27 protein-coding genes are annotated in these 24,736 nt (G+C 72.0%); 16 read left to right on the top strand and 11 right to left on the bottom strand.

Annotation, left to right across the window (positions count from 1 at the left end; all coding sequences use genetic code 11):
* Positions 1-119 precede the first annotated feature (119 nt).
* Positions 120-1,001, top strand: a complete 882-nt coding sequence (locus AB4Y76_RS03260) for a PhzF family phenazine biosynthesis protein (RefSeq protein WP_441922084.1) — start codon at positions 120-122, stop codon at positions 999-1,001.
* The gene (locus AB4Y76_RS03255) at positions 998-1,909 is read left to right on the top strand and encodes a DMT family transporter (RefSeq protein ID WP_441922082.1); all 912 of its coding nucleotides are present in this window, start codon (positions 998-1,000) and stop codon (positions 1,907-1,909) included. The genes AB4Y76_RS03260 and AB4Y76_RS03255 overlap by 4 nt, the downstream gene beginning before the upstream one ends.
* Here AB4Y76_RS03255 and AB4Y76_RS03250 read toward each other — a convergent pair.
* On the bottom strand, positions 1,881-2,414 hold the full coding sequence (locus tag AB4Y76_RS03250; protein WP_441922080.1) for a GNAT family N-acetyltransferase: 534 nt from the start codon (positions 2,412-2,414) through the stop codon (positions 1,881-1,883). The genes AB4Y76_RS03255 and AB4Y76_RS03250 overlap by 29 nt on opposite strands.
* A gap of 117 nt (positions 2,415-2,531) precedes the next feature.
* On the opposite strand from AB4Y76_RS03250, the gene AB4Y76_RS03245 reads away from it, so the two are divergent.
* The 5 genes from AB4Y76_RS03245 (at position 2,532) to AB4Y76_RS03225 (ending at position 7,566) form a co-directional block, all read left to right on the top strand.
* Positions 2,532-3,230 carry an NTP transferase domain-containing protein gene (locus AB4Y76_RS03245; RefSeq protein WP_441922078.1) on the top strand — a complete coding sequence of 233 codons (699 nt, stop codon included), beginning with the start codon at positions 2,532-2,534 and terminating at the stop codon, positions 3,228-3,230.
* 8 nt (positions 3,231-3,238) lie between these two features.
* Positions 3,239-4,819, top strand: coding sequence for a class I SAM-dependent methyltransferase (locus AB4Y76_RS03240; protein WP_441922076.1), 1,581 nt, complete (start codon positions 3,239-3,241; stop codon positions 4,817-4,819).
* Positions 4,816-5,079, top strand: coding sequence for a DUF6752 domain-containing protein (locus AB4Y76_RS03235; RefSeq protein ID WP_441922074.1), 264 nt, complete (start codon positions 4,816-4,818; stop codon positions 5,077-5,079). The genes AB4Y76_RS03240 and AB4Y76_RS03235 overlap by 4 nt, the downstream gene beginning before the upstream one ends.
* A 10-nt stretch (positions 5,080-5,089) precedes the next feature.
* The gene (locus tag AB4Y76_RS03230; RefSeq protein WP_441922072.1) at positions 5,090-6,244 is read left to right on the top strand and encodes a hypothetical protein; all 1,155 of its coding nucleotides are present in this window, start codon (positions 5,090-5,092) and stop codon (positions 6,242-6,244) included.
* Between the two features lie 122 nt (positions 6,245-6,366).
* Positions 6,367-7,566, top strand: coding sequence for an acyl-CoA dehydrogenase family protein (locus AB4Y76_RS03225; RefSeq protein WP_441922070.1), 1,200 nt, complete (start codon positions 6,367-6,369; stop codon positions 7,564-7,566).
* 88 nt (positions 7,567-7,654) lie between these two features.
* On the opposite strand, the gene AB4Y76_RS03220 is transcribed toward AB4Y76_RS03225, so the two are convergent.
* From AB4Y76_RS03220 to AB4Y76_RS03205, 4 genes are all read right to left on the bottom strand, one after another.
* Positions 7,655-7,861: a DUF6752 domain-containing protein gene (locus AB4Y76_RS03220; RefSeq protein WP_441922068.1), complete on the bottom strand. Its 207-nt coding sequence runs from the start codon at positions 7,859-7,861 to the stop codon at positions 7,655-7,657.
* Positions 7,858-9,414: a hypothetical protein gene (locus tag AB4Y76_RS03215; protein ID WP_441922066.1), complete on the bottom strand. Its 1,557-nt coding sequence runs from the start codon at positions 9,412-9,414 to the stop codon at positions 7,858-7,860. Before AB4Y76_RS03215 ends, AB4Y76_RS03220 begins: the two co-directional genes overlap by 4 nt.
* 59 nt (positions 9,415-9,473) lie before the next feature.
* Entirely contained in the window at positions 9,474-10,883 is a 1,410-nt protein-coding gene (locus tag AB4Y76_RS03210; RefSeq protein WP_441922064.1) for an NAD-dependent malic enzyme, read from the bottom strand.
* A 118-nt stretch (positions 10,884-11,001) separates the two neighbouring features.
* The gene (locus AB4Y76_RS03205; RefSeq protein ID WP_441922062.1) at positions 11,002-12,087 is read right to left on the bottom strand and encodes a hypothetical protein; all 1,086 of its coding nucleotides are present in this window, start codon (positions 12,085-12,087) and stop codon (positions 11,002-11,004) included.
* Positions 12,088-12,281: 194 nt separating this feature from the next.
* On the opposite strand from AB4Y76_RS03205, the gene AB4Y76_RS03200 reads away from it, so the two are divergent.
* Complete coding sequence (locus tag AB4Y76_RS03200) at positions 12,282-12,467, top strand: DUF5302 domain-containing protein (RefSeq protein ID WP_441922060.1); 186 nt, start codon at positions 12,282-12,284, stop codon at positions 12,465-12,467.
* Positions 12,468-12,478: 11 nt separating this feature from the next.
* Here AB4Y76_RS03200 and AB4Y76_RS03195 read toward each other — a convergent pair whose 3' ends face one another.
* Positions 12,479-13,660: an MFS transporter gene (locus AB4Y76_RS03195; RefSeq protein ID WP_441922059.1), complete on the bottom strand. Its 1,182-nt coding sequence runs from the start codon at positions 13,658-13,660 to the stop codon at positions 12,479-12,481.
* Between the two features lie 28 nt (positions 13,661-13,688).
* On the opposite strand from AB4Y76_RS03195, the gene AB4Y76_RS03190 reads away from it, so the two are divergent.
* From AB4Y76_RS03190 to AB4Y76_RS03180, 3 genes are all read left to right on the top strand, one after another.
* Complete coding sequence (locus AB4Y76_RS03190) at positions 13,689-14,288, top strand: histidine phosphatase family protein (RefSeq protein WP_441922058.1); 600 nt, start codon at positions 13,689-13,691, stop codon at positions 14,286-14,288.
* A gap of 16 nt (positions 14,289-14,304) precedes the next feature.
* Entirely contained in the window at positions 14,305-14,937 is a 633-nt protein-coding gene (locus AB4Y76_RS03185) for a DUF6758 family protein (RefSeq protein WP_441922057.1), read from the top strand.
* A gap of 81 nt (positions 14,938-15,018) precedes the next feature.
* A complete protein-coding gene (locus tag AB4Y76_RS03180; RefSeq protein WP_441922056.1) occupies positions 15,019-15,624 on the top strand; it encodes a MarC family protein in 606 nt (201 codons plus the stop codon).
* Positions 15,625-15,662: 38 nt separating this feature from the next.
* On the opposite strand, the gene AB4Y76_RS03175 is transcribed toward AB4Y76_RS03180, so the two are convergent.
* The gene (locus AB4Y76_RS03175) at positions 15,663-16,460 is read right to left on the bottom strand and encodes an SDR family NAD(P)-dependent oxidoreductase (protein ID WP_441922055.1); all 798 of its coding nucleotides are present in this window, start codon (positions 16,458-16,460) and stop codon (positions 15,663-15,665) included.
* A gap of 62 nt (positions 16,461-16,522) precedes the next feature.
* On the opposite strand from AB4Y76_RS03175, the gene AB4Y76_RS03170 reads away from it, so the two are divergent.
* Positions 16,523-17,287: a ParA family protein gene (locus tag AB4Y76_RS03170; protein WP_441922054.1), complete on the top strand. Its 765-nt coding sequence runs from the start codon at positions 16,523-16,525 to the stop codon at positions 17,285-17,287.
* Between the two features lie 12 nt (positions 17,288-17,299).
* Complete coding sequence (locus AB4Y76_RS03165; protein WP_441922053.1) at positions 17,300-18,001, top strand: L,D-transpeptidase; 702 nt, start codon at positions 17,300-17,302, stop codon at positions 17,999-18,001.
* A 15-nt stretch (positions 18,002-18,016) separates the two neighbouring features.
* Here the strand turns inward: AB4Y76_RS03165 and AB4Y76_RS03160 are convergent, their stop codons facing one another.
* A complete protein-coding gene (locus AB4Y76_RS03160; protein WP_441922052.1) occupies positions 18,017-19,435 on the bottom strand; it encodes a DEAD/DEAH box helicase in 1,419 nt (472 codons plus the stop codon).
* 146 nt (positions 19,436-19,581) lie between these two features.
* Here AB4Y76_RS03160 and AB4Y76_RS03155 point away from each other — a divergent pair, with 146 nt between their 5' ends.
* Entirely contained in the window at positions 19,582-20,307 is a 726-nt protein-coding gene (locus AB4Y76_RS03155; protein WP_441922051.1) for a ferritin-like fold-containing protein, read from the top strand.
* A 9-nt stretch (positions 20,308-20,316) separates the two neighbouring features.
* Here the strand turns inward: AB4Y76_RS03155 and AB4Y76_RS03150 are convergent, their stop codons facing one another.
* The 3 genes from AB4Y76_RS03150 to AB4Y76_RS03140 all read right to left on the bottom strand — a co-directional run bounded on the left by AB4Y76_RS03150 (position 20,317) and on the right by AB4Y76_RS03140 (position 21,714).
* Positions 20,317-20,631, bottom strand: coding sequence for a hypothetical protein (locus AB4Y76_RS03150; protein ID WP_441922050.1), 315 nt, complete (start codon positions 20,629-20,631; stop codon positions 20,317-20,319).
* Between the two features lie 140 nt (positions 20,632-20,771).
* Positions 20,772-20,993 carry a DUF3107 domain-containing protein gene (locus tag AB4Y76_RS03145; protein WP_441922049.1) on the bottom strand — a complete coding sequence of 74 codons (222 nt, stop codon included), beginning with the start codon at positions 20,991-20,993 and terminating at the stop codon, positions 20,772-20,774.
* Between the two features lie 55 nt (positions 20,994-21,048).
* The gene (locus tag AB4Y76_RS03140) at positions 21,049-21,714 is read right to left on the bottom strand and encodes a TetR/AcrR family transcriptional regulator (protein WP_441922048.1); all 666 of its coding nucleotides are present in this window, start codon (positions 21,712-21,714) and stop codon (positions 21,049-21,051) included.
* A 466-nt stretch (positions 21,715-22,180) separates the two neighbouring features.
* Between AB4Y76_RS03140 and AB4Y76_RS03135 the strand changes: the two genes are divergently transcribed.
* Positions 22,181-23,290: a hypothetical protein gene (locus AB4Y76_RS03135; protein ID WP_441922047.1), complete on the top strand. Its 1,110-nt coding sequence runs from the start codon at positions 22,181-22,183 to the stop codon at positions 23,288-23,290.
* Between the two features lie 256 nt (positions 23,291-23,546).
* A complete protein-coding gene (locus AB4Y76_RS03130; protein ID WP_441922046.1) occupies positions 23,547-24,716 on the top strand; it encodes a class F sortase in 1,170 nt (389 codons plus the stop codon).
* The last annotated feature ends 20 nt before the right edge of the window (positions 24,717-24,736 follow it).

The following is a 24,736-nucleotide window of genomic DNA, read 5'->3' as shown; positions in this document are numbered from 1 at the left end:
CCGAGCTTGCTCGAGGCCGAGTGGGCGACGTCGCGTTGACGAACGGAGTGAGGATCACGAGGCACCAGCCTAACGATCGGTGCGAGCGGATTGCGGCGGCGACGCGGCAGGATGGACCCATGCTCGAGTACGACGTGGTGGACGTGTTCGCCGAGACGCCCTTCGCCGGCAACCAGCTCGCCGTCGTGCACGGCGCCGGAGACCTGCCGGACGAGGCGCTCCTGGCGATCGCCCGGGAGTTCAACTACTCCGAGACGACCTTCCCGGTGCCGCTGGGCCCGGACCGCTACCGGACCCGGATCTTCACCGTCGCCGGCGAGCTGCCGTTCGCCGGCCACCCGACCCTCGGTACCGCCTGGGTGCTGCGCGAACGCGGCCTGCTCGGCGCCGACGAGGTCGTCCAGGAGTGCGGGGCCGGGGACATCGGGGTCCGGTTCGGCGACGGCACCGTCGAGCTCTCCGCGGTGCCGCGCGACCTGGCCGGCCCGGTCGGCGAGGCCGCCGTCGCCGGTCTGCTGGCCGAGGTCGGGCTGCGGAGCTCCGACCTCGCCGGTGAGGTCTGGGTGGCCGGTGCCGGGCTGAGCTTCGCCTACCTGCCGGTGCGCCCGGACGCGGTCGCCCGCGCGGTCCCGGGCCGGCGCTCGGTGCGCGAGATCGCGACCTTCCCCGAGACCCGGGACCCGCTCGAGGGCATCGACCTGTACGCCGTCGTCCCCGGGACCGGCCCGCTCGAGGTGCACAGCCGCGTCTTCGTCGCCGACGCCGGGGTCGCGGAGGACCCGGCGACCGGGTCGGCCGCCGCCGGCCTCGGGATCGCGCTGCACGCCCGCGGCCTCCTCGGCGACGGGGACACCTACGGGATCGCGCAGGGGATCGAGATCGGCCGTCCCTCGCGGCTGCTCGGCTCGGTCCACGGGGCCGACGGCACGGTGGCCACGGTGCGCGTCGCCGGACAGGTGCACCCGATCGCCCGGGGAGAGCTGCGGGTGCCCACCGCGTGAGGTCGTCCCTCTCGCTGCCGACGCTCGGCCTGCTCGCCGTCGGCGTGCTCGCGGTCTCCCTCGCGGCCCCGCTGATGGCCCAGCTGGCCGTCCCGGCGCTGGCGATCGCGTTCTGGCGCAACGCGATGGCGGCCGGCGTGCTCGTGCCGGTGGCCGCGGTCGCCCGTCGCGACGAGGTGCGCGGGCTGGCGCGCCGGGAGATCGCCGGGATCGGGGCCGCCGGCCTCTGCCTGGCCGTGCACTTCGGCACCTGGATCACCTCGCTGTCGATGACCTCGGTCGCCTCCAGCACCGCGATCGTCTCGCTCCAGGTGATCTGGGTGGTGGGCTGGGACCTGGTCCGCGGCGAGCCGGTCCCGCGCCGGGTGCTCGTGGGGGTGGGCGTCGCGACGTTCGGGGCGGTCGTCGTCTCCGGCGTCGACCTGTCGCTCTCGGCCCGGGCGCTCGCCGGCGACGGTCTGGCCCTGGTCGGGTCGGTCGCGGTGGCGGCGTACGCGGTGATCGGCGGGCGGGTCCGGCAGCGGGTCAGCACGACGACGTACACGGCCGGCGCCTACGGGACGGCGGCGGTCGTGCTCGGCGTCGCGGCCGTGGTCGCGGGCCAGTCGCTGGGCGGCTACCCCGCGGACCAGTGGGCGTGGCTGGTGCTGCTGGTGCTGACCGCGCAGCTCCTCGGGCACTCGGTCTTCAACCACCTGCTCGCCACGGTGACGCCGACGGTCGTCTCGCTCGCGCTGCTGCTGGAGATCCCCGGCGCCGCGCTCATCGCCGGCGTCTGGCTCGACCAGGTCCCCGGACCGGGTGCGCTGGTCGGCCTGGTCCTGATCCTCGGCGGGATGGCGGCCGTGATCCTCGCCGCGCCCGAACCGGAGGTGGAAGCTATCTCGCGAGCCACGCCTCCCGGGTGAGGACGAAGTGCTGCGAGGGGTCGTCGTACCAGGTGTGCACGATGCCGGTGTGCTCCATGCCGATGCGGCGGCAGACGGCCATCGAGGGCTCGTTGGTGAGGTGGGTGACGGCGTGGATCTCGGGGAGGCCGCCGTCGAACCCGCGGGCGAGGACGGCGCGGGCGGCCTCGGAGGCGAAGCCGTGGCCCCACGCGTCCGGGTGCAGGCTCCAGCCGATCTCCACTTCACCGTCGCCGTTCGGCAGCGGGACCAGCAGGACCGCGCCGATCGTGCGCCCGGCGAACGGCCCGGGTTCCGCGACCTCGATCGCCCAGTAGCCCAGCGGCGGGTCGTCCCGGCCGCGCCAGCGCTCGATCCACGCCTGCGCCTGCTCGGGGGTCTGGCACGGCACCGGGTCGCCGTCGCCGAGCCACTTGACCACCTCGACGAGGCCGTAGATCTCCAGCACGGTCGGCCCGTCGGCCGGGACCCAGTCCCGGATCCGCAGGCGGTCGGTCCTCAGCACGGTCCTGGGCTCGGTTCCCTGCTCTTGCCCCGGTTCCACCGTGCCACTCTCGCACGGACCGGGAGTTTGTAGGATGACGCGATCCCGCTGGGACCCGTCATGTGAAAGAGAGAGCCCGTGGCCATCCAGGTCGTCATCCTCGCCGCCGGTCTGGGCACGCGCCTCGGCAAGCCGCACCCCAAGCCGCTGACCCCGCTCACCTCCGGGGAGAGCATCATGCGGCGGGCGGTGAACTCGCTGCGCACCGCGTACGGCGAGGAGGTCTTCGTGACCGCGGTCGTCGGGTTCAAGCTCGACCTGGTCATCGAGGCGATGCCGGACATCTCGTTCGTCTACAACGAGGTCTACGACTCCACGAACACCTCCAAGAGCCTGCTCAAGGCGCTCCGGCTCTCCCAGCCCGGGGGCGTCCTCTGGCTCAACGGCGACGTCGTCTTCGACCCGCGGGTGCTCGGCCTGATCCACGACAAGATCGAGGCCGGCCGCAGCTTCGTCGCGGTCAACACCGCGTCGGTCGCCGAGGAGGAGGTCAAGTACACCCTCGACGCCGAGGGCTACATCGCCGAGCTCTCCAAGACCGTCGTCGGCGGACTCGGCGAGGCGGTCGGCATCAACTACATCGCCGACGGCGACAAGGCCGCGCTGATCGCCCGCCTCGACGAGGCCGACGACCAGGACTACTTCGAGCGCGGGCTCGAGCTGGCCATCGAGAAGGACGGCCTCCGGATCGAGGCCGTCGACATCTCGCAGTTCCAGGTGGTCGAGGTCGACTTCGAGGACGACCTCGACCGCGCCAACTCGTTCGTCGAGGGCTGAGGAGCCGCGTGCCGGCACCCGCTGCTCCGAAGGTCGACGCGGTCGCGGTCGACGACCGCGGCATCGCCTTCCGGACCGCGGACGACGACGTCGTCGACGTCTGCTTCGACGGCCGCCGGGTCTGGTCGTTCTGGCTGCTGCGCGACTCGGTCGCCGACGGAGCCGGCCGGCTCGCGGAGTGGCCGGGCCAGCTGACCCGGTTCCTCCACGGCAGCACCCGGCTCAGCCTGGTCGCGCACGTCAGCGGCACCACCCTGTACGAGGCCGACGTCACCCTCGGCGAGGGCACCGACCGGATCGCGGTCGTCAACGCCGAGGGCAAGCCGCTCGCGCTGGACAAGTCGAACCGGATCTCGCTGACCTTCGACACCCGCAGCCCCGAGCAGGTCGCGCCGCTGCTGGACTCCATCGAGGAGGTCCTCCGGGTGATCTCCGACGCCGGGGTGGAGGCGTTCCCGGCGTACGGGACGCTGCTGGGCGCGGTCCGCGACGGCGCCCTGATCGGGCACGACAGCGACGCCGACCTGGGCTACGTCTCGCGGCACACCCGTCCGGTCGACGTGATCCGCGAGTCGTTCGTGCTGCAGCGCCGGCTCGGCGAGCTCGGCTACGCCACCCACCGCTACAGCGGGATCGCGTTCAAGGTCGACGTCGTCGAGGGCGACGGCTCCAAGCGCGGGCTGGACGTCTTCGGCGGCTTCATCGCACCGCCGGTGGGCGGCCGGCCGGCGATGCTCTACCTGATGGGGGAGATCGGCGCCCCGTTCGAGCTCGACTGGATCTACCCGCTCGGCACCACGACGCTGGAGGGCCGGACCCTGCCGGCGCCGGCCCGGCCGGAGAAGCTCCTGGAGGCGACGTACGGGCCCGGCTGGAAGGTGCCGGACCCGGCGTTCCACTTCGGGACCCCGCGGACGACCGTGCGGCGGCTGAACGGCTGGTTCCGCGGCATCCGGGTCTTCCGCAACGACTGGGACCGCCGGTTCAGCACGCTGCGCAAGAAGCTGCCCCCGGCCGGTCCGAGCGACCTCGCCCGGTACCTCGTCGAGCGGGAGGGCGGCGTCCCCGCGCAGGTCGTCGACCTCGGCGCCGGGCGCGGCGCCGACGCGCTCTGGCTGGCGCGGCAGGGCGCGAGCGTCACCGCGCTCGACTTCGTGCCGTGGGCCTCGGAGGCGGTCCAGGAGGTCGCCGCCGCGCAGGGCCTGGACCTGACCGTACGTCCGATCAACCTGCACTCGCTGCGCTCCTGGCTGGCCGAGGGGACCCGGCTGGCGCACACCCCCGGTCCGCGCACGATCCTGTGCCGGCACCTGATCGACGCCGGCAACGACGCGTCCCGGGACTCGACCTGGCGGGTCTGCGCGATGGCGCTGCGCGAGGGCGGCCGGCTGTACCTCGAGTTCTGGGACGGCGAGCCGCGCCCGCGGGAGGGCACCGAGCTGCTCTCGCCGGTCCCGGCGGACGTGGTCGCCGCCGAGCTGGAGGCGCGGGGAGCGGTTATCGTTCACCGCGAGAGCACGCAGGAGACGAAGGCGTCCGGAGAGCCCGGTCGGCCGTTGGCACGGATGGTGGCGCAGTGGCGGAAATGACGGGTCCCCAGGGTGCGGGCGGCAAGGGCGGCGTGCGCCAGCGCGTCACCCGGAAGCTCGCGAACGCTGCCGGTGGTGGCGTCGTCGACGAGCTGATGACCCGGATCGCCGACCTCGAGGCCGAGGTCCAGGAGAGCCGCCAGCTCAACGTGCGCGTCGCCGAGCTGGTCGACCTGGTCACCGAGCTGCTGCTGCCGGTCGCCTCCCAGGACCGTGCCCGGATCGAGGAAGCGCTCGCGAAGTTCGAGCGCTCGCTCTGACGGAGGACCCATGGCGTCGAAGGTCTTCCTGCACATCGGCCTCCCCAAGACCGGCACCACCTACCTGCAGACGGTGATGTGGTCCGACCGGGCCCGGATGCGTGCCCAGGGCGTGCTGCTGCCCGGGCGTGAGCGCCGCGACCACCTGTGGGCGACCCGGGTGATCCGGCAGGACCCGAACCTGGCGACGTACGACGCGGCCGTGCGGGAGTCCTGGGACGTGCTCCGTGCCGAGATCGCGGCCTGGAGCGGCACCGCGGTGATCAGCCACGAGTTCTTCGCCGGCTGCTCGCCCGAGCAGGCCGCCGGGATGATCGCCGCGCTGCAGGGGCCTGACGGTGGGGCGGCCGAGGTGCACCTGGTCGTGACCGCGCGCGAGCCGGTCGGCCTGTACGCCGGCAGCTGGCAGGAGAGCCTGAAGAACCGGGACACCCGGACCATGCCGGAGTACGCCGCTGCGCCCGTCTCGGACAACCCGATGGCGGTGTGGAACTGGCGCACCCTCGACGTCGGGCTGGTGCTGGAGCGCTGGGCGGCGACGCTGCCGGCCGCGCACGTGCACGTACTGCCGCTGCCTCCGCCGGGTTCGCCCCGCGACCTGCTGTGGACCCGGTTCGCGACCCTGGTCGGGCTCGACCCGGCCAGCTTCGACCTGTCCGCGACCTTCCCGAACGAGTCGATGGGCCTGGCCGAGGCCGAGACCCTGCGCCGCGTGAACGCCCACCTGCAGGACGACGACTTCCAGGCGCCGTTCGACCGCGGTGTCTACATCCGCACCTTCCTCGCCGACGAGCGGCTGGTGACCCGCGGCGGCGAGAAGTACTGGCCGACCGACGACACCCTGCTGGAGTGCCGGGCGCGCGCCGACGCGGCGATCGCGACGATCCGGGTCAACGGGTACGACGTGGTCGGCGACGTCGAGGACCTCCGCGTCCCCGACGTGCTGGCGCCGCGTCGCCCGGTCGACTCGGTCACCGAGGCCGAGGTCGCGGAGGTGGCGACGGCGGTGATCGGCCACATGCTCCACGACGTCCGGCGGCTGACCCGCGAGCGCAACGGGCTGGAGCGCGAGCTGGAGGCACTGCGGGCCGAGAACCCGGTTCCGGGGCTCCGCGAGGCGATCGCGACCCGGTTCCCCTGGGCCCGCCGGATCGTGCGACGCTGAGACCAGCCGACGTGACCGGCGTCATGGCGGCGGAGACGTTCCCCGAACAATACTGGCGGGTAATGTTCTGACGCGCCCGTGCTCCGCGGGCGTGCGAACGCGACCGGAAGGACCGCACCACCATGCCTCGACTGGCTCAGACCGAGGGACTCAACGACATCCAGGAGGAGATCCTCAAGGCTGTCCGCGCGTTCACGAACGAGAAGATCATCCCGGTCGCGCAGGAGCTCGAGCACGCCGACGAGTACCCGACCGAGATCATCGAGGGCCTCAAGGAGCTCGGTGTCTTCGGTCTGATGATCCCCGAGGAGTACGGCGGTCTCGGCGAGTCGCTGCTCACCTACGCGCTCTGCGTCGAGGAGATCGCCCGGGGCTGGATGAGCGTCTCCGGCGTCATCAACACGCACTTCATCGTGGCCTACATGGTGATGCAGCACGGCACCGAGGAGCAGAAGCAGAAGTACCTTCCGCAGATGGCCACCGGCGAGATGCGCGGTGCCTTCTCGATGTCCGAGCCGGGCCTCGGTTCCGACGTGGCCGCGGTCTCGACCAAGGCCACCAAGCAGGCCGACGGCAGCTACTCGATCACCGGCTCGAAGATGTGGCTGACCAACGGCGCCCAGTCGCGCCTGGTCGCGACGCTGTGCAAGACCGACGAGGGCGCCGACTCGGTCTACAAGAACATGACGACCTTCCTGATCGAGAAGGAGGCCGGCTTCGGCGAGACCGCCCCCGGCCTGACCATCCCGGGCAAGATCGACAAGATGGGCTACAAGGGCGTCGAGACCACCGAGATGATCCTGGAGAACCACGTCGTCAGTGCCGACCAGATCCTCGGCGGCGAGACCGGCAAGGGCTTCTACCAGATGATGGACGGCGTCGAGGTCGGCCGCGTCAACGTCGCCGCCCGCGCCTGCGGCCTGGCGATCCGCGGCTTCGAGCTCGGTGTCGCCTACGCCCAGCAGCGCGAGACCATGGGCAAGCAGATCGCCAAGCACCAGGCGATCCTCTTCCGGATCGCGGAGATGGCCACCAAGGTCGAGGTCGCGCACACCATGATGGTCAAGGCCGCCCGGATGAAGGACACCGGCCAGCGGATGGACGTCGAGGCCGGCATGGCCAAGATGGTCGCCTCGGAGTACGCGCACGAGGTCGTCGAGGACTCCTTCCGGATCCACGGCGGCTACGGCTACTCCAAGGAGTACGAGATCGAGCGGCTCTACCGCGAGGTCGCCTTCATGCTGATCGGCGAGGGCACCACCGACATCCAGAAGATGATCATCGGCAACGCGATGCTGAAGGACTACAAGCTCAAGGGCTGAGGTTTCGAGGCGCTCGCAGAGCGAGCTCCTCAACCAGCGGTCTGCGAGGGCCCTGTCGCGGAAGCGGCGGGGCCCTCGGTGCTCTCGGCTACGCGCGCTGCTTGCTCTCGACCAGCGTGGTCAGGGCGGCCTTGAGCCGCTCGTCGTCGCGGTCGACCGCGGGGACCAGCAGCTCGGTGACGACGTCGAGGACGTCGCTGAGCCGTTCGTTGAGGCGGCGGTTCTCCTCGACCGACCCCATCAGCTCGGCCACCTGGGCCTCCAGGGCGGCGACGCGGGTGCGGGTGCTCTTCATGGTTTCCTCCAGCTCACGACGAGACGGCAGACGTGCGGGTCCTCCTCGCCCAGCGGGGCCAGCCCCCGGCCGACCTCCTGCTCGACGATGCGGCCGCCGGCCCGTTCGATCTCGGCGACGATCTCCTCGGGCCGGGCGAACGTGCGGGCGTGCGGCCCGAAGAAGGTGCGCAGCCGGCCGTTCCGGTCGGTGCGGAACTCCAGGAAGGTGAGGCCGCCGCGGCGGCCGACGATCGCGCAGAACCGCCACAGGCCGATCCGGCCCGAGGGGGCCAGCGCGTCGACCAGGCCACGCGCGTAGACGTGCCGGGGCTGCGACTCGTAGGCGATCCGGACGGCGCCGATCAGCGAGGAGTACAGCGACTCGGTGTTGATGTTGCGGTACCCGGTGCCGACGCCGGCCTTCTCCGAGGTCCGGGTCGCGACGGTGCGCGCGACGCCGCAGTAGTCCGAACCGGTGGTCGCGTGCCCGTTCGCGGCGAGCCAGACCGCGTCCCGGCCGGTGCCGGACCCCAGCTCGACGACGCGGTCGCCGGGCTGCATCCGGGACTCGGCCCACTGAGCGAACGGCGACGGACCGTCGGGGACCTTGCGGTGCGCTCCCTTGTAGAAGTTCTGCCAGAAGTGCAGCCGGTTGCGGCTGCCGCGGAACCAGTGGTCCATCAGCCGCACGTTCGCCGGCGGGTGGTCGAAGTGGAACGCCGGGTCGGGCACCGACCAGCCGGAGCCGTAGGTGAACGCCAGGAACCGGGGGACGTCGGCCGGGGCCGGGAACGTCACGCCCTCCAGGTCGATCTCGCCGAACGGCACGATCGCGTCCCGGTCCAGCGTCCCCCGCAGGGACCCGGTGATGTGGAAGTGGTCGCCGACGTGGAAGGAGCCGAAGACGTCGACGCCGACCCGCTTCCCGCTGGCCATCGGCACCCAGATCTTGAAGTTCGCCGCGGACATCCGGACGACCTGCCAGCCGAGCTCGGACATCCGGCGCTCGGCGGCCCGGGTCTCGCCGATGATGTCGAACGGGTGCGTGTACTTGCTGAGGAAGGCCAGGTCGAGGTCGGAGTCGTGGCCGATCATCCTGCCGTCGCGGGCGGCGCCGAGGAGGCCGCCGTAGCAGAGGTAGGCGTCCAGCCCGCACTCCTCGACGAGGTCGCGCAGCACCCGGTGGGCGGCCTCGACGACGTCGGCGCGGGCGTCCCCGGCGAAGTCGCCGAAGGTGCGCTGGAGGCGGCCGCCCTTGTCCAGGGAGAGCGGGTTGCCGAGGTCGTCGACGAGGGTCAGCGGCTCGGTCGACGTACCGAACGCGACCTCGCCGGCGAACAGCGCGTCGCCGCCGTTGTGCGGCACGATCTCGACCTCGGCGCGGCCGTCGAGGAGCGGGACCAGGGGGCGCGGCCAGGCGACGTGGACGCCCGACCCGGAGACGGTGCCGTCGCGCCCGGCCGTGAAGGACCAGACGCGGTGGCCGCCGATGCGCACGTCGAGGGGGACGTCGCCCGGTACGCCGGCCTTCCGCGGGAACCGGATGCCCCGACCGTCGATCTGTACTGCCACCCGTGCCCCTTCGGCCTCGCTGCGCCCGTGCCTGAGCGACGCGTCAGCCTACCTCCGGGTCAGGCGTGGGCGTGGCCGACATCGCCGCGGACGGCGGCGGCGACGGCCTTGGGGACCTCGGGGTTGAACACGCTGGGGATGATGAAGCTCGGGTTGAGCTGGTCGTCGGTGACCACGTGGGCGATCGCGTCGGCCGCCCGCAGCAGCATCTCGGTGGTGATGTCGCTGGCCCGGGCGTCGAGCAGGCCGCGGAAGACGCCGGGGAAGGCGAGCACGTTGTTGATCTGGTTCGGGTAGTCGCTGCGGCCGCTGGCGACCACCGCGGCGTACTTGTCGGCCTCGGCGGGATCGATCTCCGGGTCCGGGTTGGCGAGCGCGAAGACGACCGGCTCGGAGGCCATCACCCCGAGCCACTCGGGCTCGAGCACGCCGGGCCCGCTGACCCCGATGAAGACGTCGGCGCCGGTCAGGGCGTCCTTGAGGGTGCCGCGGACGTCGCGCGGGTTGGTCCGTGCCGCCAGGGCGGCCTTGGCCGGGGGGAGCGTGGTGTCCCCGACGGACAGGCAGCCCTCGCGGTCCCAGACCACCACGTCGACGACGCCCGCGGCCATCAGCAGGCTGACGATGGCGGTCCCGGCGGCACCGGCGCCGGCGACCACGACCCTGGCTGTGGCGAGCTCCTTGCGCACGCAGCGCAGCGCGTTGGTGAGCGCGGCCAGGACGACGATCGCGGTGCCGTGCTGGTCGTCGTGGAAGACGGGGATGTCGAGCCGTTCGCGCAGCCGGGCCTCGATCTCGAAGCACCGGGGCGCCGCGATGTCCTCCAGGTTGATGCCGCCGAACCCGGGCGCGATGCCGGCGACGATGTCGACGATCTCGTCCGGGTCCTGGGTGGACAGGCAGATCGGCCAGGCGTCGATGCCGGCGAACTGCTTGAACAGCGCGGCCTTGCCCTCCATCACCGGCAGCGCGGCGCCGGGGCCGATGTTGCCGAGCCCGAGCACCGCCGACCCGTCGGTCACGACCGCGACCGAGTTGCCCTTGATGGTCAGCTTGGGGATGTCCTCGGGGTGCTCGGCGAGTGCCAGGCTGACCCGTCCGACGCCAGGGGTGTAGGCCATCGAGAGGTCGTCACGGGTGCGCAGCGGCACCTTGGAGGTGACCTCGATCTTGCCGCCGAGGTGGAGCAGGAAGGTGCGGTCGGAGACCTTGTGCACCTCGACGCCCGGGATCACCCCGACGGCGTCGACCAGCTCCTTGGCGTGGTCGGAGTCGGTGGCCGAGCAGGTCACGTCGACGACCAGGGCGTCGGCCCGGGAGTCGGCGACGTCGATGCCGGTGACGATGCCGCCGCCGCCCGCGATCGCGGTGGCGACCGTCCCGATCAGGCCGTGGTCGATCGCGGTGTGCAACCGCATGGTGATCGAGTACGACGCACTGGTGGCAGCTCTGCGGGCGCGGTCCGGCATGTCCAGCATCCTGCCACCCGCGATCCGGGCCGCCGATCGCGCTTGTTGACCCGGGAGTAGGAATGGTTCCGGCCCGGGTCGCGCACTGGCGCGGCCCGGGCCGGAGGTCAGGGGTGGATCAGTGGATCTTCTGGGTGATCGGACGCGCCAGGCTGAAGTTGAAGGCGTCGTCGACGGCGAACGCCTCGACGTGCAGCGTGCCCTTGGTCAGGCCCTTGATCCGCGGGGTCCGCCAATTGCCGCCCGCCGTGACCGTCATGAAGGCCGGGTGGGCCTTGGTCTTGTCCAGCGTCTTGGCCATCGAGCTGTAGCCCTTGAGCCACTTGCGCTTGGGGAAGTCGTAGGCGTACCAGGTGGCGCCGCGCTTCTCGATGACCATCCCGAGCGCGAAGGCAGCACCCGTGCCGCTGTCCTGGGCGGTGCCGCGGATCCGGACCCACGAGGACTTGAGCGTGGCCTTGGCCGGTCGCGTGATGCGGACGGCGGGACCGATGACGTCCTCACGGACGGTGACGGTCGGCAGCGGGACGGTCTTGGCGTTGCCGAACTGGTCGGTGAGGATCACCTTCGGGCTGAAGGTGCCCTTCTTCAGGTAGCTCAGCGTGAAGGCGGTGCCCGACGTCCAGGCCTTCGGGGCCGTGCCGTCACCGGCGTCGACCTGGCGGTTGACCGGACCGGGCTGGTCGTCGGTCGGCGTGACGGTCTCGCTGATCCGGAAGTCGGCGCGCAGGTCGTCCTCGAAGACGTCGCCGCCCGGCGGGACATCGAGGTAGCCCGAGGTGCGGTTGAGGGTGTAGCTGCCGGTCGGGCCGGTGGTGTCCAGCGCGATCGGGGCGAAGTCCTTGGGCGCCGGATCGCCCTCGGCCGGGGAGAGGGTCTTCACGATCACGTAGAAGGACCCGCCGGCGATCAGGTCACCGCTCTCGAGGTCCACCGAGGTGCCCGAGGTGTTGGCGTGGTCGTAGTCGAAGCTGCTGGGCAGGGTCGGGCTGTCGGAGAGCCAGACGCGGTAGCCGGTGACTGCCGGGTCGGTGGCGGCGTCCCAGGACGCGTGGATCTTCCAGGTGTGACCCGGGCCCTGCGACTGCGTGATGGCGAGGCCGGTCACCGGGTCGGTCGGAGCGGCGGCCTCGGCGGGCGCCAGCGTGCCGAAGGTCAGGGCGGCCACCAGGGGCAGCAGCAGGTGGGTGGGGCGGAACTTCACGGTGTGGCCTCCGAGCCGGTGAGAGAAAACGTCGCGCGCCCGATCGGCGCGCGACAACTGAAGATGAGATCCGAAAAGGCGGGCTTTGTCACGCGATTAGGAGAATCGGTACCGAATCTCTCCGAAAACCGGGTCGACGCCCGGGAGCGGCGGGTGCCAAGGTGGAGGTCACGCCGCGACGGAGGAGCTGTGCCATGACGGACGACAACCACGCCAACGACGACCTCAAGGCCAAGATGCGCGAGGCGCTCGACCGCAAGAAGGCCAACGACCGCGGCGTCCCGGAGGGCAGCGCGCTCAAGGAGAAGGCGCACGGCTCCGAGGTCGTCGGCGGAGGCCCGAAGATGCACCGCCGCAAGGCCGGCGGCGGGGGTTCCTGAGCGAGGGTTTCCTAGAGCGGTGCCGCCCGCGGCGCGAACGCGCTCGCCAGCGGCACCAGTGCCAGCACCAGGACCATCGGGACGGCGAAGCCGATCCGCAGGTCGCCGGCTCCGACCAGCCCGGTCATCACCGCGCCCAGCAGTGAGCCCACGTAGTTGAACTGGTTGAACCGGCCGATCACCGCGTCCACCCGCGCCTGCCGGGCGACCGGGTCCTGGTCGCCGCCCGCTCCGGCGATCCGGGCGGCGGCGGAGAAGCTGAGCGGGGCGACGACGGCGACACCGCCGCCGACCACCAGGAAGCCGAGGACGGCAACCGGCCAGACCGGGGCGAACACGATGATCGCGAGACCGAGGCATCCGATCACGGCACCGACGCGCAGGACCGGCACGGCGCCGTACCGGCTGACGAGGTTGTCGCCGGCGAGCCGGACGGTGCCGCTGGCCAGCAGGTAGGGGAACGTCGCCAGCGCCACCAGCGACTCCGGGGTCGAGAAGACGTGGTCCAGGTACGTCGGTCCCCAGGTGAACGCGGCCGTGTCGACCATGTAGAAGATGACCATCCCGAGTCCGACAAGCAGGATGGGGCGCCACGGCACCGCGACCTTCGGCCCGGACGCGACCGGGTCGCCGACCCGGCGCAGGAACGGCCGGGTCGCCACCACCAGCGGGATCAGTGCGAGCACGGCGACGGTCTCGCGCGGCAACGAGGACGTGCCCAGGGTGATCACCGAGCCGATCAGGCCACCCAGGGTCCAGGCGCCGTGGAACGACGGCAGGATCGGTCGCCCGTACCGGTGCTCGAGCGCCACCGCCTGCATGTTCGTGCTGGCGTCGACCATGCCGAGCCCGACGCCGTAGCAGGCGAGGCCGCCGACGAAGAAGCCGAACGCGGGCGCCAGCGCCAGCACCGGTACGCCGACCGCGATCACGACCAGCCCCGCCCGGAGCAGCGTCGCCGAGTCGTGCCGCTTCGCCAGCTGCTCGGCGATGACGGACCCGACGCCGGCCAGCAGCACCATCATCAGCAGCAGGCCGGACAGCTCGGTGTCGTCGAGGTCCCAGTGGTCGGAGAAGTCCGGCAGCCGGGTGGTGAGGCTGATGAAGACCAGGCCCTGGGTGGCGAACGCGGCCGCGGTCGCGAGGCGGGCCCGGCGAAGAGTGGTGTCGATCTCGACGAGGGGGCTTGTCACCGGCTGATGATCGCAGAAGAGTCCTCGCATGAAGGTCGTTCACCCGGCATCGTCCTCCGGCCCGGCGCCGCTCACCGAGCTGTGGCTGGTGCGCCACGGCGAGACCGAGTGGAGCCGCCTCGGCCGGCACACGTCGCACACCGACGTGCCGTTGACCGAAGCCGGCGAGGCCGCTGCCCGGGAGGTGGGGGAGCGGCTGAAGGCGACGGCGTTCGACCTCGTGCTCTGCAGCCCGCGGGAGCGGGCCCGGCGCACCGCGAAGCTGGCAGGGTTCGGCGGCGCCGAGGTCGTCGAGGGGCTGACCGAGTGGGACTACGGCGAGTACGAGGGCCTGACCACTCCGGAGATCCGGGAGCGGGTGCCGCACTGGACGGTGTGGAGCCATCCCTGCCCGGGAGGGGAGAGCGCCGACGACGTGGGGCGGCGCCTGGACCTGGTGCTGGCCCGGACCCGGATGCTCGGGGGCCGGGTGCTCGTGTTCGGGCACGGCCACGCCTCCCGCGCGCTCGGGATGCGCTGGCTGGGTCTCCAGGTGACGGGCGGACGGCTGCTCAAGCTCGACCCGACGACGATCTCGGTGCTCGGCCACGAGCACGACCAACCGGCCGTGGCGCGCTGGAACTCCTGAGCACTACTCTCGGGTCGTGTCGCTCGAGGCTTCATGCCCACGCTGCACGTCGGCCTTCACGAAGACGGACGGAGCGTGGTCGTGCGCGGTCCACGGCCGGGTGGACCCGCTGTGGCGCCCGGGCGACGTCGACTACACGTCGTTCGCGGAGCTCGTCGGTCTCGCCGCGGACTTGCCGACCTACCTGCCGTGGCCGATGAGCCCGGGCTGGACGATCGCGGACTTCGGCTGTGTCGCGTCGGTGGACCGGGCGGTCGCGACCGTCACGACGACGGTCGGTTCCAGCGACCTGGACGGTCCCGTGGAGGTCACCCTGGTCTCGGAGGACCCGGGCGTCGGGCTGGGCGCGCGCTGCGCGCGGGCCCGGTACGCCGACCCGGGCAGCCAGGTCGGCTCCGGCCAGCCGGCCATCCGGGTCCGCGCGGCGGGCCGCACCCTGCCGCTGTGGTCGGTCGACTCCGGCCCCGACGACGACCCGCTGGCCCAGTCGGTGTTCGCCGGGGAGGCCGAGGGGCGCTGGCTGTGGCTGGTGATCCGCCCGGCCGCTGCGGCTCTGCTGCTGCGCGACGACTGGCTGCTGGCCGACGTGACCGGCTTCGGGCCGCAGGCGCTCGAGATGCCGTTCGGGGGTGCCCGCCCCACCTGGTGATCCCGGCGTGGTGGAGAGGGTGACCGAGATGACCCTCCGCGAGTTCGTCGCCGGAAGCCTTCCGGCCATACCCTCTCCCTCATGGATTGGGTCCTGTTCACATCGGTCTTCGTCACGCTTTTTGTGATCATGGACCCGCCGGGAACGATCCCGATCTTCCTCTCGCTGACCGGTGGCCGGTCGCCCCAGGCCGCCCGCAGGCTCGCCTGGCAGGCCGTCGCCGTGTCCTTCAGCGTGATCGCCGTCTTCGCGTTCTTCGGCCAGCGGATCCTGGAGTACCTGCACATCTCGCTGCCGGCGCTCCAGGGCGCCGGCGGTCTGCTCCTCCTGCTGGTCGCGCTCGAGCTGCTGACCGGCAACGAGACCGAGCCGACGGCGGCGCAGGAGACCAACGTCGCGCTGGTCCCGCTGGGCACGCCGCTGCTCGCCGGTCCCGGCGCGATCGTGGCGACGATGGTCTTCAGCAAGCAGGTCGACGGGTTCGACGAGTTCGCCGCCGTCGCCCTGGGCGTGGTCGCGGTGCACATCGCCATCTGGCTGGCGATGCGCTTCTCGCTCCCGATCCTGCGGGTCATCCGCGAGGGCGGCGTCATGCTGGTCACCCGGATCGCCGGTCTGCTGCTGTCCGCGATCGCCGTTCAGATGGTGGCGAACTCGGTCCGCGCGTTCATCGCCGGCGAAGGCTGAGGTTTCGAGACAGGCGGCGGAGCGCCTTCCTCGACCAGCTATTTGCGGCCCAGCGACTGGAACCGCTGGAGCAGGCCGGCGGGGACGTACCTCGCACCGGTGACGATCGCCTTGTAGCGGAACGTCGGCACCGAGACGGCCTTGCCGGCCTCGAGGTCGGCGAGCGCGCCGTGCACGAGGTCGGAGGCCTCCAGCCAGAGGAACGACGGAGCGGAGTCGCGGCCGACCTCCATCCGTTCGTGGAACTCGGTGCGGATGAAGCCGGGGCAGAGCGCCATCACCTTGACGCCGTGCGGGGCGTACTCGGCGTGCGCCCACTCGCTGAGCTTGGTGACGTAGGCCTTCGCCGCCGAGTAGGTGCCGCGCGGCAGGAACCCGGCGACCGAGGAGACGTTGACGACCGCGCCCCGGCCCCGGTCCACCATCGGACCCAGGGCGGCGTGGGAGAGCCGCATCACCGCGACCACGAGCACGTCGAGGTGCGCCTGCTCCTGCTCGACGGAGTTGTCCAGGAAGCGGCCCTTGAGCCCGAACCCGGCGTTGTTGACGAGCAGGTCGACCGGGCGGGCCGGGTCGGCGAGCCGGGCCTCCACGAGGGCGAGCTGCTCCCGGTCGGCCAGGTCGGCGGAGATCACCTCGCCGTCCACCCCGAACTCCTGGTGCAGCTGCAGCGCGACCTCGTCCAGCCGGGCCGCGTCGCGGGCGACGAGCACCAGGTCGTGCCCCCGCTCCGCGAGCTGGCGGGCGAACTCCAGGCCGATGCCGGCGGTGGCGCCGGTGACCAGGGCGACGGGGCGCGATCCGCGCTGCTGTGCTTCATCCGGGGACTGCGACATGCGGCACAGCATTCCCGGGACAGCGCCGTCGCGGCAAGGCGGGTGCGGCATGATGTGGACTGATGTCAACGACCCGTGTGCTCGCCGTCGCCAACCAGAAGGGCGGCGTGGCGAAGACGACCACCGTCGCCTCGCTCGGCTCCGCCCTCGCCGAGCTCGGCCAGCGCGTCCTGCTGGTCGACCTCGACCCGCAGGCGTGCCTGACCTTCAGCCTCGGCATCGACCCCGAGGACCTCGAGCTGTCGGTGCACCACGTGCTCACCAAGGGCGTCCCGGCGACCGAGGTGATGGCGACCACCGAGGACGGCGTCGATCTGCTCCCGGCCACCATCGAGCTGGCCCGGGCCGAGGCCGACCTGCTCACCCGGACCGGCCGCGAGTACGTCATCCGCACCGTGGTCGAGGAGCTCGCCGACGACTACGACTGGGTGCTCCTGGACTGCCCGCCGTCGCTGGGGGTGCTCACCGTCGCCGCGCTGACCGCGGCGACCGGGGTGCTCATCCCGCTGCAGTGCGAGACGCTCTCGCACCGCGGTGTCGGCCAGCTGCTCGACACCGTCCACGACGTACGCCGGTTCACCAACCGCGAGCTCGAGGTCTGGGGCGTCCTCCCCACCCTGTACGACGGCCGCACCAACCACGCCCGTACGGTCCTGGAGACGATCTCCGAGACCTACGACCTGGCCGTGATCGAGCCGCCGATCCCGAAGTCGATCCGGTTCGCCGAGGCTCCCGCCGCGGGGCGGTCGATCCTGGCGACCTCCACCTCCAACAAGGGTGCGACGGCCTACCGCGAGGTGGCTCGCAACCTGCTCGCCCGGACCTGACCCGGAGCTGACATGGGCAAGCACCGCGCCGAACCGCCGCCCCGGGTCCGCCCGCGGACGGGCCGGATCGCCGCGGCCGGGCTGGCGCTGACCGTGACCCTGGTGGCGCTGCTCGGCGGGATCGGCGTGATCCCGGTCGGATCCGGCGCGGGCTCGCGTGCCGGCGCGGACCCCGCGCCGCAGGCGGCGGGTGCCGCGTCCGACCTGACCGCGGCGCAGAAGAGTGTCACCGCCCCGACCCCCACGTCCACGCCGACGCCGACCCCGACGCCGACCCCCATGCCGACGGACACGGCTCGGACGGCAGCCTCGACGAGCCTGCCGGCGGGCAGTGGTTCGGGACGCCGGGTGGTCTTCTCCGAGGAGGCCCAGCGGGTCTGGCTGGTCGACGCCGAGGACCGGGTGGTGTCGACGTACCTGGTCTCCGGCAGCGTCACCGACAACCTGCACCCGGGCAGCTACGCGGTCTACTCGCGGTCGCGCTGGGCGGTCGGCGTCGACGACTCCGGGGTGATGCAGTACTTCGTGCGCTTCACCCGTGGAGACAACGCGGCGATCGGCTTCCACAGCATCCCGAGCAAGGGCGGGGTGCCGCTGCAGACCGAGGCGCAGCTGGGCACGCCGCAGTCGCACGGCTGCATCCGGCAGAAGCTCGCCGACGCGCAGCGGCTCTGGGACTTCGCCGACGTCGGCACCGACGTCGTCGTGGTCTGAGCAGGTCCGCCCGGACTACTCGGCGGCCGTGCCGGATCCGCCGCGGGTGCGGCGGCGGTTGCGGCTGCGACGCGGCTTGGCCGCCTCGCCGTCACCGGTCGCGGGCTTGGTCTCCGTCGCACGGCTCTCGCCGCCGCGGCTGCCGCCCCGACCGCCGCTGCTGCGACCCCGGCCACCGTCGCGGCCACCGTCGCGGCCACCACGCCCCCCGCGGTCGTCCTTGCGCTCGACCACGACCTGGCCCTCCGGGATCAGCCGGCCCTTGGTGCCGGGCGCGATGCCGAGGTCGTGGAAGAGGTGCTCGGAGCTGGAGTAGGTCTCGACCAGCTCGTCGAACGGCAGGTCGAGGGCCTTGTTGATCATCTTCCAGCGGTGCAGGTCGGCCCAGTCCACCAGCGTGATCGCGGTACCCGTGGCGCCGGCGCGGCCGGTCCGCCCGATCCGGTGGACGTAGGTCTTCTCGTCCTCGGGGCAGGTGTAGTTGATGACGTGGGTGACGCCGCTGACGTCGATGCCTCGGGCGGCGACGTCGGTGGCGACGAGGACCTGGAGCTTGCCGTCGCGGAACTTCGCCAGCGCCTTCTCGCGCGCGGTCTGCGCCATGTCGCCGTGCAGCGGGCTGGCGTCGAAGCCGCGCTCGGTGAGGTCGTCGGCGACCCGCTGCGCCTGCCGCTTGGTGCGGGTGAAGACGATGCTCAGCGAGGCGCCCTCGGCCTGGAGGATCCGGCCGATCATCTCGGGCTTGTCGAGGTCGTGCGCCTGGTAGATGAACTGCGCGGTCGCCGGCACGGTCTGGTTGTCGTACGACGACTCGGCGCGGATGTTCATCGGGTGGCGCATGTGGATCCGGGCCAGCGCCACGATCGCCGACGGCATCGTGGCCGAGAACAGCATCGTCTGCCGGGTCTCCGGCGTCTTCGCGAGCAGCTTCTCGACGTCCGGCAGGAAGCCCAGGTCGAGCATCTCGTCGGCCTCGTCGAGGACCAGGCTCTTCACGTGGGAGATGTCGAGCGCGCGCTTGTTCATCAGGTCGATCAGCCGGCCCGGCGTACCGACGACGACGTCGACGCCGGAGGTGAGCGCGTCGAGCTGCGGCTCGTAGGGCACGCCGCCGTACACGGTGAGCACCCGGATGCCGCGGTCGGCGCCGGCCAGGGCGAGGTCGCTGGAGACCTGGAGCGCCAGCTCACGGGTCGGCGCGACGATGAGGGACTGGGGCTTGCCGGGGGCGACGAGCTCCTCGTAGTCGGGGTCGTGCTGGGCGACCGTGCGCTGGAGCACCGGGATGCCGAAGGCCAGCGTCTTGCCGGTACCGGTGCGCGCCTGGCCGATGAGGTCGGTGCCGATCAGGGCGACCGAGAGGGTCATCTCCTGGATGGCGAAGGGAGTCGTGATGCCGCTGCGCTCGAGAGCGTCGCAAATCTCGGGGAGCACCCCGAGTTCTCTGAAGGTGGTCAGGATCTTGCCGTTCTGTGTGAAATCAAAGTCGTCTGGAGCGGTCTACGCCGCGGTCCGACCGGGTGAGGTCCGTGGTCCGACGGGGCCGTCTCGCGGGGCCAGTCTATCGGTACCCTCGCACCATGACCGAAATCTCCGCCGCCGAGGGCGACGCCGGGACCGTCGAGGACATCCCGGTCGCCTTCCAGGACCCGGGCTACCGCGCCGCCGTCGTCGACCTCCTCGGGGCGATCGCGTACGGCGAGATCGCGGCCTTCGACCGGCTCGCGGAGGACGCCCGGCTCTCCCCGACGATCCAGGACAAGCTCGCGCTCGGCAAGATGGCGACGGTCCAGTTCAACCACGTCGAGCCACTGATCGACCGGATCGCGGCGCTCGGGTCGGACCCGGTGGAGGCGATGGCGCCGTTCATGAAGCCGTTCGACGCCTTCCACGCCAAGACGGCGCCGAGCAACTGGCTCGAGGGGCTGATCAAGGCCTACGTGGGCGACGGGCTGGCCGCGGACTTCTACCGCGAGGTGGCGGCCTTCCTGGACGCGGACACCCGCAACCTGATCATCACCTCGCTCGCGGATGCCGGCCACTCCGACTTCGTGGTCGACCGGGTGCGCGGCGCCATCGAGGCCGACCACCGGGTGGCCGGCGCGCTCGCCCTCTGGGGTCGCCGGCTGATGGGGGAGGCGCTCTCCCAGGCCCAGCGGGTCGCCGCCGAGCGCGACTCCCTCGCCGCCCTGCTCGCCGGCGGCGTCGACCGCCCCGGGCTCGACCTGGCCGCCCTGGGCCGGATGTTCACCCGGCTGACGGAGAACCACGCCCGGCGGATGGCCGAGCTCGGGCTGGCGAGCTGACGCCGGACCTCAGGTCCGCTTGCTGCGCCCGGTGACCCCGGCGGCCACGACCACCAGCACCGCGGCGGTGGCGACCTGCCAGGCGAACCGCCACCAGTCGGGCCCCTTGGTGGTGTTCAGCCAGTCGTAGTCCGGGTTGTTCGCGACGTTGTCGGCGACCCCGAAGATCAGGTAGTAGAGCCAGCTGCCCAGGAAGATGCCGCCGATCCCGCAGAGCAGGGTCAGCCACAGCGGGATGTTGTCCCGGTTGCCGGGCGCGAAGAACTTGCCGAGGAGACCGATGATCAGGCCTCCGATGATGGAACCGACGATCGTCCAGAACATGGCCAGAACCTCTTCCGGTCGCGCGTCGCCGGGACCTCCGGCGACGACTACCTCCTGATCATGACTCCAGGAGGGCCTTCCGGGCGAGACCCGCGGGCCGGCGCGAGGTGCGGACCCGTGCGAGGTTTCGACACGCTCGGTCAGGAGCGGAAGCCGACCTGACCCACCGTGCTGGTGGAGACCTCGACGTAGGCGATCTTCTCGACCGGGACCAGGACCCGGCGGCCCTTGTGGTCGGTCAGCGCGAGGACGCCGCCGTCGGCGATCGCGGTCCGGACCTGCTCCTCGATGCCGGTGGCGTCGAGGTCGGACTCGAGGACGAGTTCGCGGTTGGCGTTGCTGACGCCGATCTTGACCTCCATGCGGAGGACCTCCCTGGTGTGGTTCTCGGTGGGTCGTGCGGTGCTGCGGAGCGGATCAGGTGGGTTCGTCGTTGCGCGGGTACCCGCGGATGCCGCGCCAGGCGAGACCGGCGACCAGGCTGGCCGCGTCGCCCTGCGCGATCGTGTCGTTGCCGAGCAGGCGGTCCTGCAGCCAGAACCGGGCGCTGACCTGGCCCATTCCCACCAGCGACACGGCGAGCAGCCGGGACGCCTCGTCGGGGAGGCCGGTGTCGTCGTGGATGACGTGCGCGATCAGGCCGGCGCACTCCGTGGTGACCCGGTCGATCCGCTCGCGCACCGCGGGCTCGTTGGTCAGGTCGGACTCGAAGACGAGCCGGAACTCGCCCTGCTCGCTGGCGACGTAGGTGAAGAACGCGTGCATCGTCGCGGCCACGCGCTGCTTGTTGTCGTCGGTCGACTCCAGGGCCTGCCGGGTCCCGTCGATCACCTTGTCGACGGCCTGGTCGAGCAGGGCGACGTACAGGTCGAGCTTTCCGGGGAAGTGCTGGTAGAGCACGGGCTTGGAGACGCCGGCGTTCTCGGCGATGTCGTCCATCGCGGCGGCGTGGTAGCCCTGGGCGACGAAGACCTCGAGGGCCGACTCGAGGAGCTGGGCGCGGCGGGCGCGCCGGGGGAGGCGGCTCCCCCGGGCAGGAGGCTGCGCGATCCCCTGGTCGGGACCGGTCACCGGCGTGGTCACGGTCGGGGCCTCCTGGTGCCTGCGCGGACGGTTCGGTTCGGGGCCCGGTGGGTCGGGCGCTGCCACCCGGCGGGCGACGTGGCGCGAGCCTACTCCGAGGCACCCCCGTCGATGCGGGAGGTACGCAAGGTGGTCGCCGGCCGGGTCGTCCGGTCGGTCCCGCGACACGTCGGGTGCATCACGGCCAAAACGCTTGCGCTCAAGGGATTCGTGGGTACAGGCGCGGCGAAACGTGGCATACCCGGACATAACCTCCGGGCCTGATTTACGGCACCGGCGAGTCTGGGCTAGACCGCGATCGTGACCGCCTCGCCCCTGGGGTCGTTGAGCGATTCCATGGGGGACAGACGTATCAGGAAGTCCGGAACAGAGCTCTTTCGTTTCCGTCAGAGCTCAGGGGGCCCGGACCGTACGAACCGCCTGGCACGCCTGCACTAAATCAACTCTTCGATCTGGGGCAATCAAAATGGGGAACAGCGAGAAGTCGACGCGTGCGCGCGTCGCAACGATCATCGCCGCGCTCGGCGTGCTGGTCATGTCCAGCGGCGCCGCGCTGATGGCATCGGCCGGGACCGCGAACGCGGCGCAGACGGGTGGCGAGTCGAAGCCGGCCATCTGCCACCCGGTGAACGGCAAGGGTGAGACCAAGACCGGGTGGAACATCATCAGCCCGAACAAGGCGTCGTCGCACATCGACGAGTCGCTCTACCCGAACGGGCACTACTGGAAGCACGAGTCGAAGGACGGCCGCCACGACGAGTACGCCGTGAACGGCGCCTGCCCGTCCCCGAGCACTCCGCCGACCGAGCCGACCGTCATCACCCCGACGATCAGCTACGCCGACCCGGACTGCGAGAACCCGCAGCGGGCGTCGTTCACGCTGAGCGTGGACGACCTCGACAACATCGACGCGGCGATCACCAAGGTCGTCACGGGTGCGGCCGCCGTCGGCGGCAGCGTCCAGGTCACGGTCAGCCCGAAGGACGGCTTCGCGTTCCCGGACAACCAGGAATCGATCGCCTTCCCGCTGCACAACTTCAACGCGGCCACCGAGTGCGGCGGCGTCCAGAACCCGAAGGCGACCCCGGTCGCGCCGACGGTCACCGCGGGTGACTGCACCACCGAGCCGTCGCTGAACCTGCCCGCGCAGAGCCAGGCGCCGGCCCGCATGGCCGCCACCCTGGCCGACCTGCCGGCCACGATCAACAACGTGCTGTACACGCTGGTCGAGGGCACGCTGACTCCGGGGAGCACGGTGAAGGTCAAGGCCACGCCGGCCAACGGGTTCGAGTTCAACGGGGAGGCCCAGGAGGTCGTCTACACCCTGGAGATCCCGGCCGCCGGCGAGTGCCCCGAGGGCACCACGCCGACCCCGGTCGCCGTTCCGGAGACCGAGGTCGTGGTCGACAGCCCCGAGTCGGGTGCCACGCCGACCGTCGTCTCGGCCGGTCTCGTCTCGGCCGACGACCTGCGTGACGAGCAGGGCCTGGCCCTGGTCGCGGCCGGTATGGCGCTCCTCGTGGTGGCCGGCGGTCTCGGACTGATCCGACCGCGCGGTGGCAAGTCGCAGGCCTGAATTGGGTAGTGCCGGGGGCGGCGGACGGACTGTCCGCACCGCCGCCCTCGGACTCCTGGTTCTCGGCACGACAGCCCTCCTGCGCAAGCAGGAGGAGCGCTCCTGGCCTCTGCCCGACGGCACGTGGTCCGGAGACCAGTACGCAGATCTGAACCGCGGCGCTTCCGCCCGGCCCGCGGGGCCGGTGCCGGCGGCGCCGTCGGTCGTCCCGGCCCCGGATCCTCAGCCTGAGCCGGTCGCTGCCGATCTGGAGACCGTGGAGGAGTACGCCCCGGACCCGGACGGGGGCGTCCCGGATGACGAGGACGCCCCGTCCGGGTCGACCGCGACCCCTCCCGGGGGCCGCAAGCGCCGGCGCAAGGGCAAGCGCCGCGCCGCCCGGGCAGCGCGCTCGAACCACGTCTTCGCCGACGCCACACCCGAGGAGATCGCCGACCTCCTCGACCCGCCCGCCGACCCGGACGACCTCCTGCCCGAGGACCGGATCCCGCTGGACTGGGTCGAGCCGCAGCCGCGCGGACGACGCTCGCGTGCCCGCGTCGCGGCCGCTCGTGCGTACGGGATGCCGTTCGTCCGGGCGCCCCGGGTGCCGCCCGCGCGCGCGGCCGAGCGTCCCGCGCGCTGGCGTAGGCCGGCCCGGATCGCCGCCGTCGCCGCCCTCGTCGGCGCGTGCGCGGTGCTGCCCTGGGTGGTGCCGCAGGTCCGCGACACCCTCGGCGCCTCGGTCCCCGAGCAGGCGATCCGGACCCCCTCCGTCGCCGACCCGAAGATCGAGCCCGCCGACGGTTTCGTCGGCCCCGTCGGCGTCCAGGCGCTCAACGGCCCGTACGCCGGGGTCCGGCTCGCCGCGGCCGGCGCGCCCCGCGAGGTCCGCGTCCCGCGGCTGCACGTCTCCTCCGACGTGCTCCCGATCAGCGGCCGCAGCGGCGCGCTGGTCCCGCCCGCCGACGCCCAGGAGCTCGGCTGGTGGAAGGAGGGCAGGGTCGCCGGCGCCAGGCACGGCTCGGCCGTGGTCACCGGGCACACCGTGCACACCGGTGGCGGCGCGTTCGACCACCTCGGAGAGCTCGTCCCCGGCGACACCGTGCGGGTCCGGACCGACCACGGCTGGATCCGGTACGTCGTCCGCCGGTCCACCGTCTACTCCACCGCCGCACTCGCCCGGAACGCCGAGGAGATCCTGCGCCGGGGCGGCGACGGCCGTCTCGTGCTGATCACCTGCGACGACTGGAACGGCCACGAGTACCTCTCCAACGCGGTCGTCTACGCGGTCCCGGTGCTCGACGAGCCGTTCGCCGGCGGGCCGGCGGCCTCGCCGGAGCGGGGCCGGGTCCCAGATGGCGGACCCGAGCAGCCGGTGACCAGGCGTCCCGGGAACACTGGAGGGCCGCTGGGTGTTGCACCCAGCGGACCGCGGGCCGACTGACCCGCACCCACGTACGTACC

Source organism: Marmoricola sp. RAF53 (assembly GCF_052114005.1).
Lineage (GTDB): Bacteria > Actinomycetota > Actinomycetes > Propionibacteriales > Nocardioidaceae > Marmoricola.
This window is presented reverse-complemented; position numbering and strand designations above follow the sequence as displayed.

Excerpts from the sequence above, each read along its gene's own strand:
- AB4Y76_RS03260 (WP_441922084.1), top strand. The coding sequence starts at position 120 with ATGCTCGAGTACGACGTGGTGGACGTGTTCGCCGAGACGCCCTTCGCC.
- AB4Y76_RS03235 (WP_441922074.1), top strand. The coding sequence starts at position 4,816 with ATGACGGGTCCCCAGGGTGCGGGCGGCAAGGGCGGCGTGCGCCAGCGC.
- AB4Y76_RS03230 (WP_441922072.1), top strand. The coding sequence starts at position 5,090 with ATGGCGTCGAAGGTCTTCCTGCACATCGGCCTCCCCAAGACCGGCACC.
- AB4Y76_RS03225 (WP_441922070.1), top strand. The coding sequence starts at position 6,367 with ATGCCTCGACTGGCTCAGACCGAGGGACTCAACGACATCCAGGAGGAG.
- AB4Y76_RS03220 (WP_441922068.1), bottom strand. The coding sequence starts at position 7,861 with ATGAAGAGCACCCGCACCCGCGTCGCCGCCCTGGAGGCCCAGGTGGCC.
- AB4Y76_RS03210 (WP_441922064.1), bottom strand. The coding sequence starts at position 10,883 with ATGCCGGACCGCGCCCGCAGAGCTGCCACCAGTGCGTCGTACTCGATC.
- AB4Y76_RS03200 (WP_441922060.1), top strand. The coding sequence starts at position 12,282 with ATGACGGACGACAACCACGCCAACGACGACCTCAAGGCCAAGATGCGC.
- AB4Y76_RS03190 (WP_441922058.1), top strand. The coding sequence starts at position 13,689 with ATGAAGGTCGTTCACCCGGCATCGTCCTCCGGCCCGGCGCCGCTCACC.
- AB4Y76_RS03180 (WP_441922056.1), top strand. The coding sequence starts at position 15,019 with ATGGATTGGGTCCTGTTCACATCGGTCTTCGTCACGCTTTTTGTGATC.
- AB4Y76_RS03175 (WP_441922055.1), bottom strand. The coding sequence starts at position 16,460 with ATGTCGCAGTCCCCGGATGAAGCACAGCAGCGCGGATCGCGCCCCGTC.
- AB4Y76_RS03170 (WP_441922054.1), top strand. The coding sequence starts at position 16,523 with ATGTCAACGACCCGTGTGCTCGCCGTCGCCAACCAGAAGGGCGGCGTG.
- AB4Y76_RS03165 (WP_441922053.1), top strand. The coding sequence starts at position 17,300 with ATGGGCAAGCACCGCGCCGAACCGCCGCCCCGGGTCCGCCCGCGGACG.
- AB4Y76_RS03155 (WP_441922051.1), top strand. The coding sequence starts at position 19,582 with ATGACCGAAATCTCCGCCGCCGAGGGCGACGCCGGGACCGTCGAGGAC.
- AB4Y76_RS03150 (WP_441922050.1), bottom strand. The coding sequence starts at position 20,631 with ATGTTCTGGACGATCGTCGGTTCCATCATCGGAGGCCTGATCATCGGT.
- AB4Y76_RS03145 (WP_441922049.1), bottom strand. The coding sequence starts at position 20,993 with ATGGAGGTCAAGATCGGCGTCAGCAACGCCAACCGCGAACTCGTCCTC.
- AB4Y76_RS03135 (WP_441922047.1), top strand. The coding sequence starts at position 22,181 with ATGGGGAACAGCGAGAAGTCGACGCGTGCGCGCGTCGCAACGATCATC.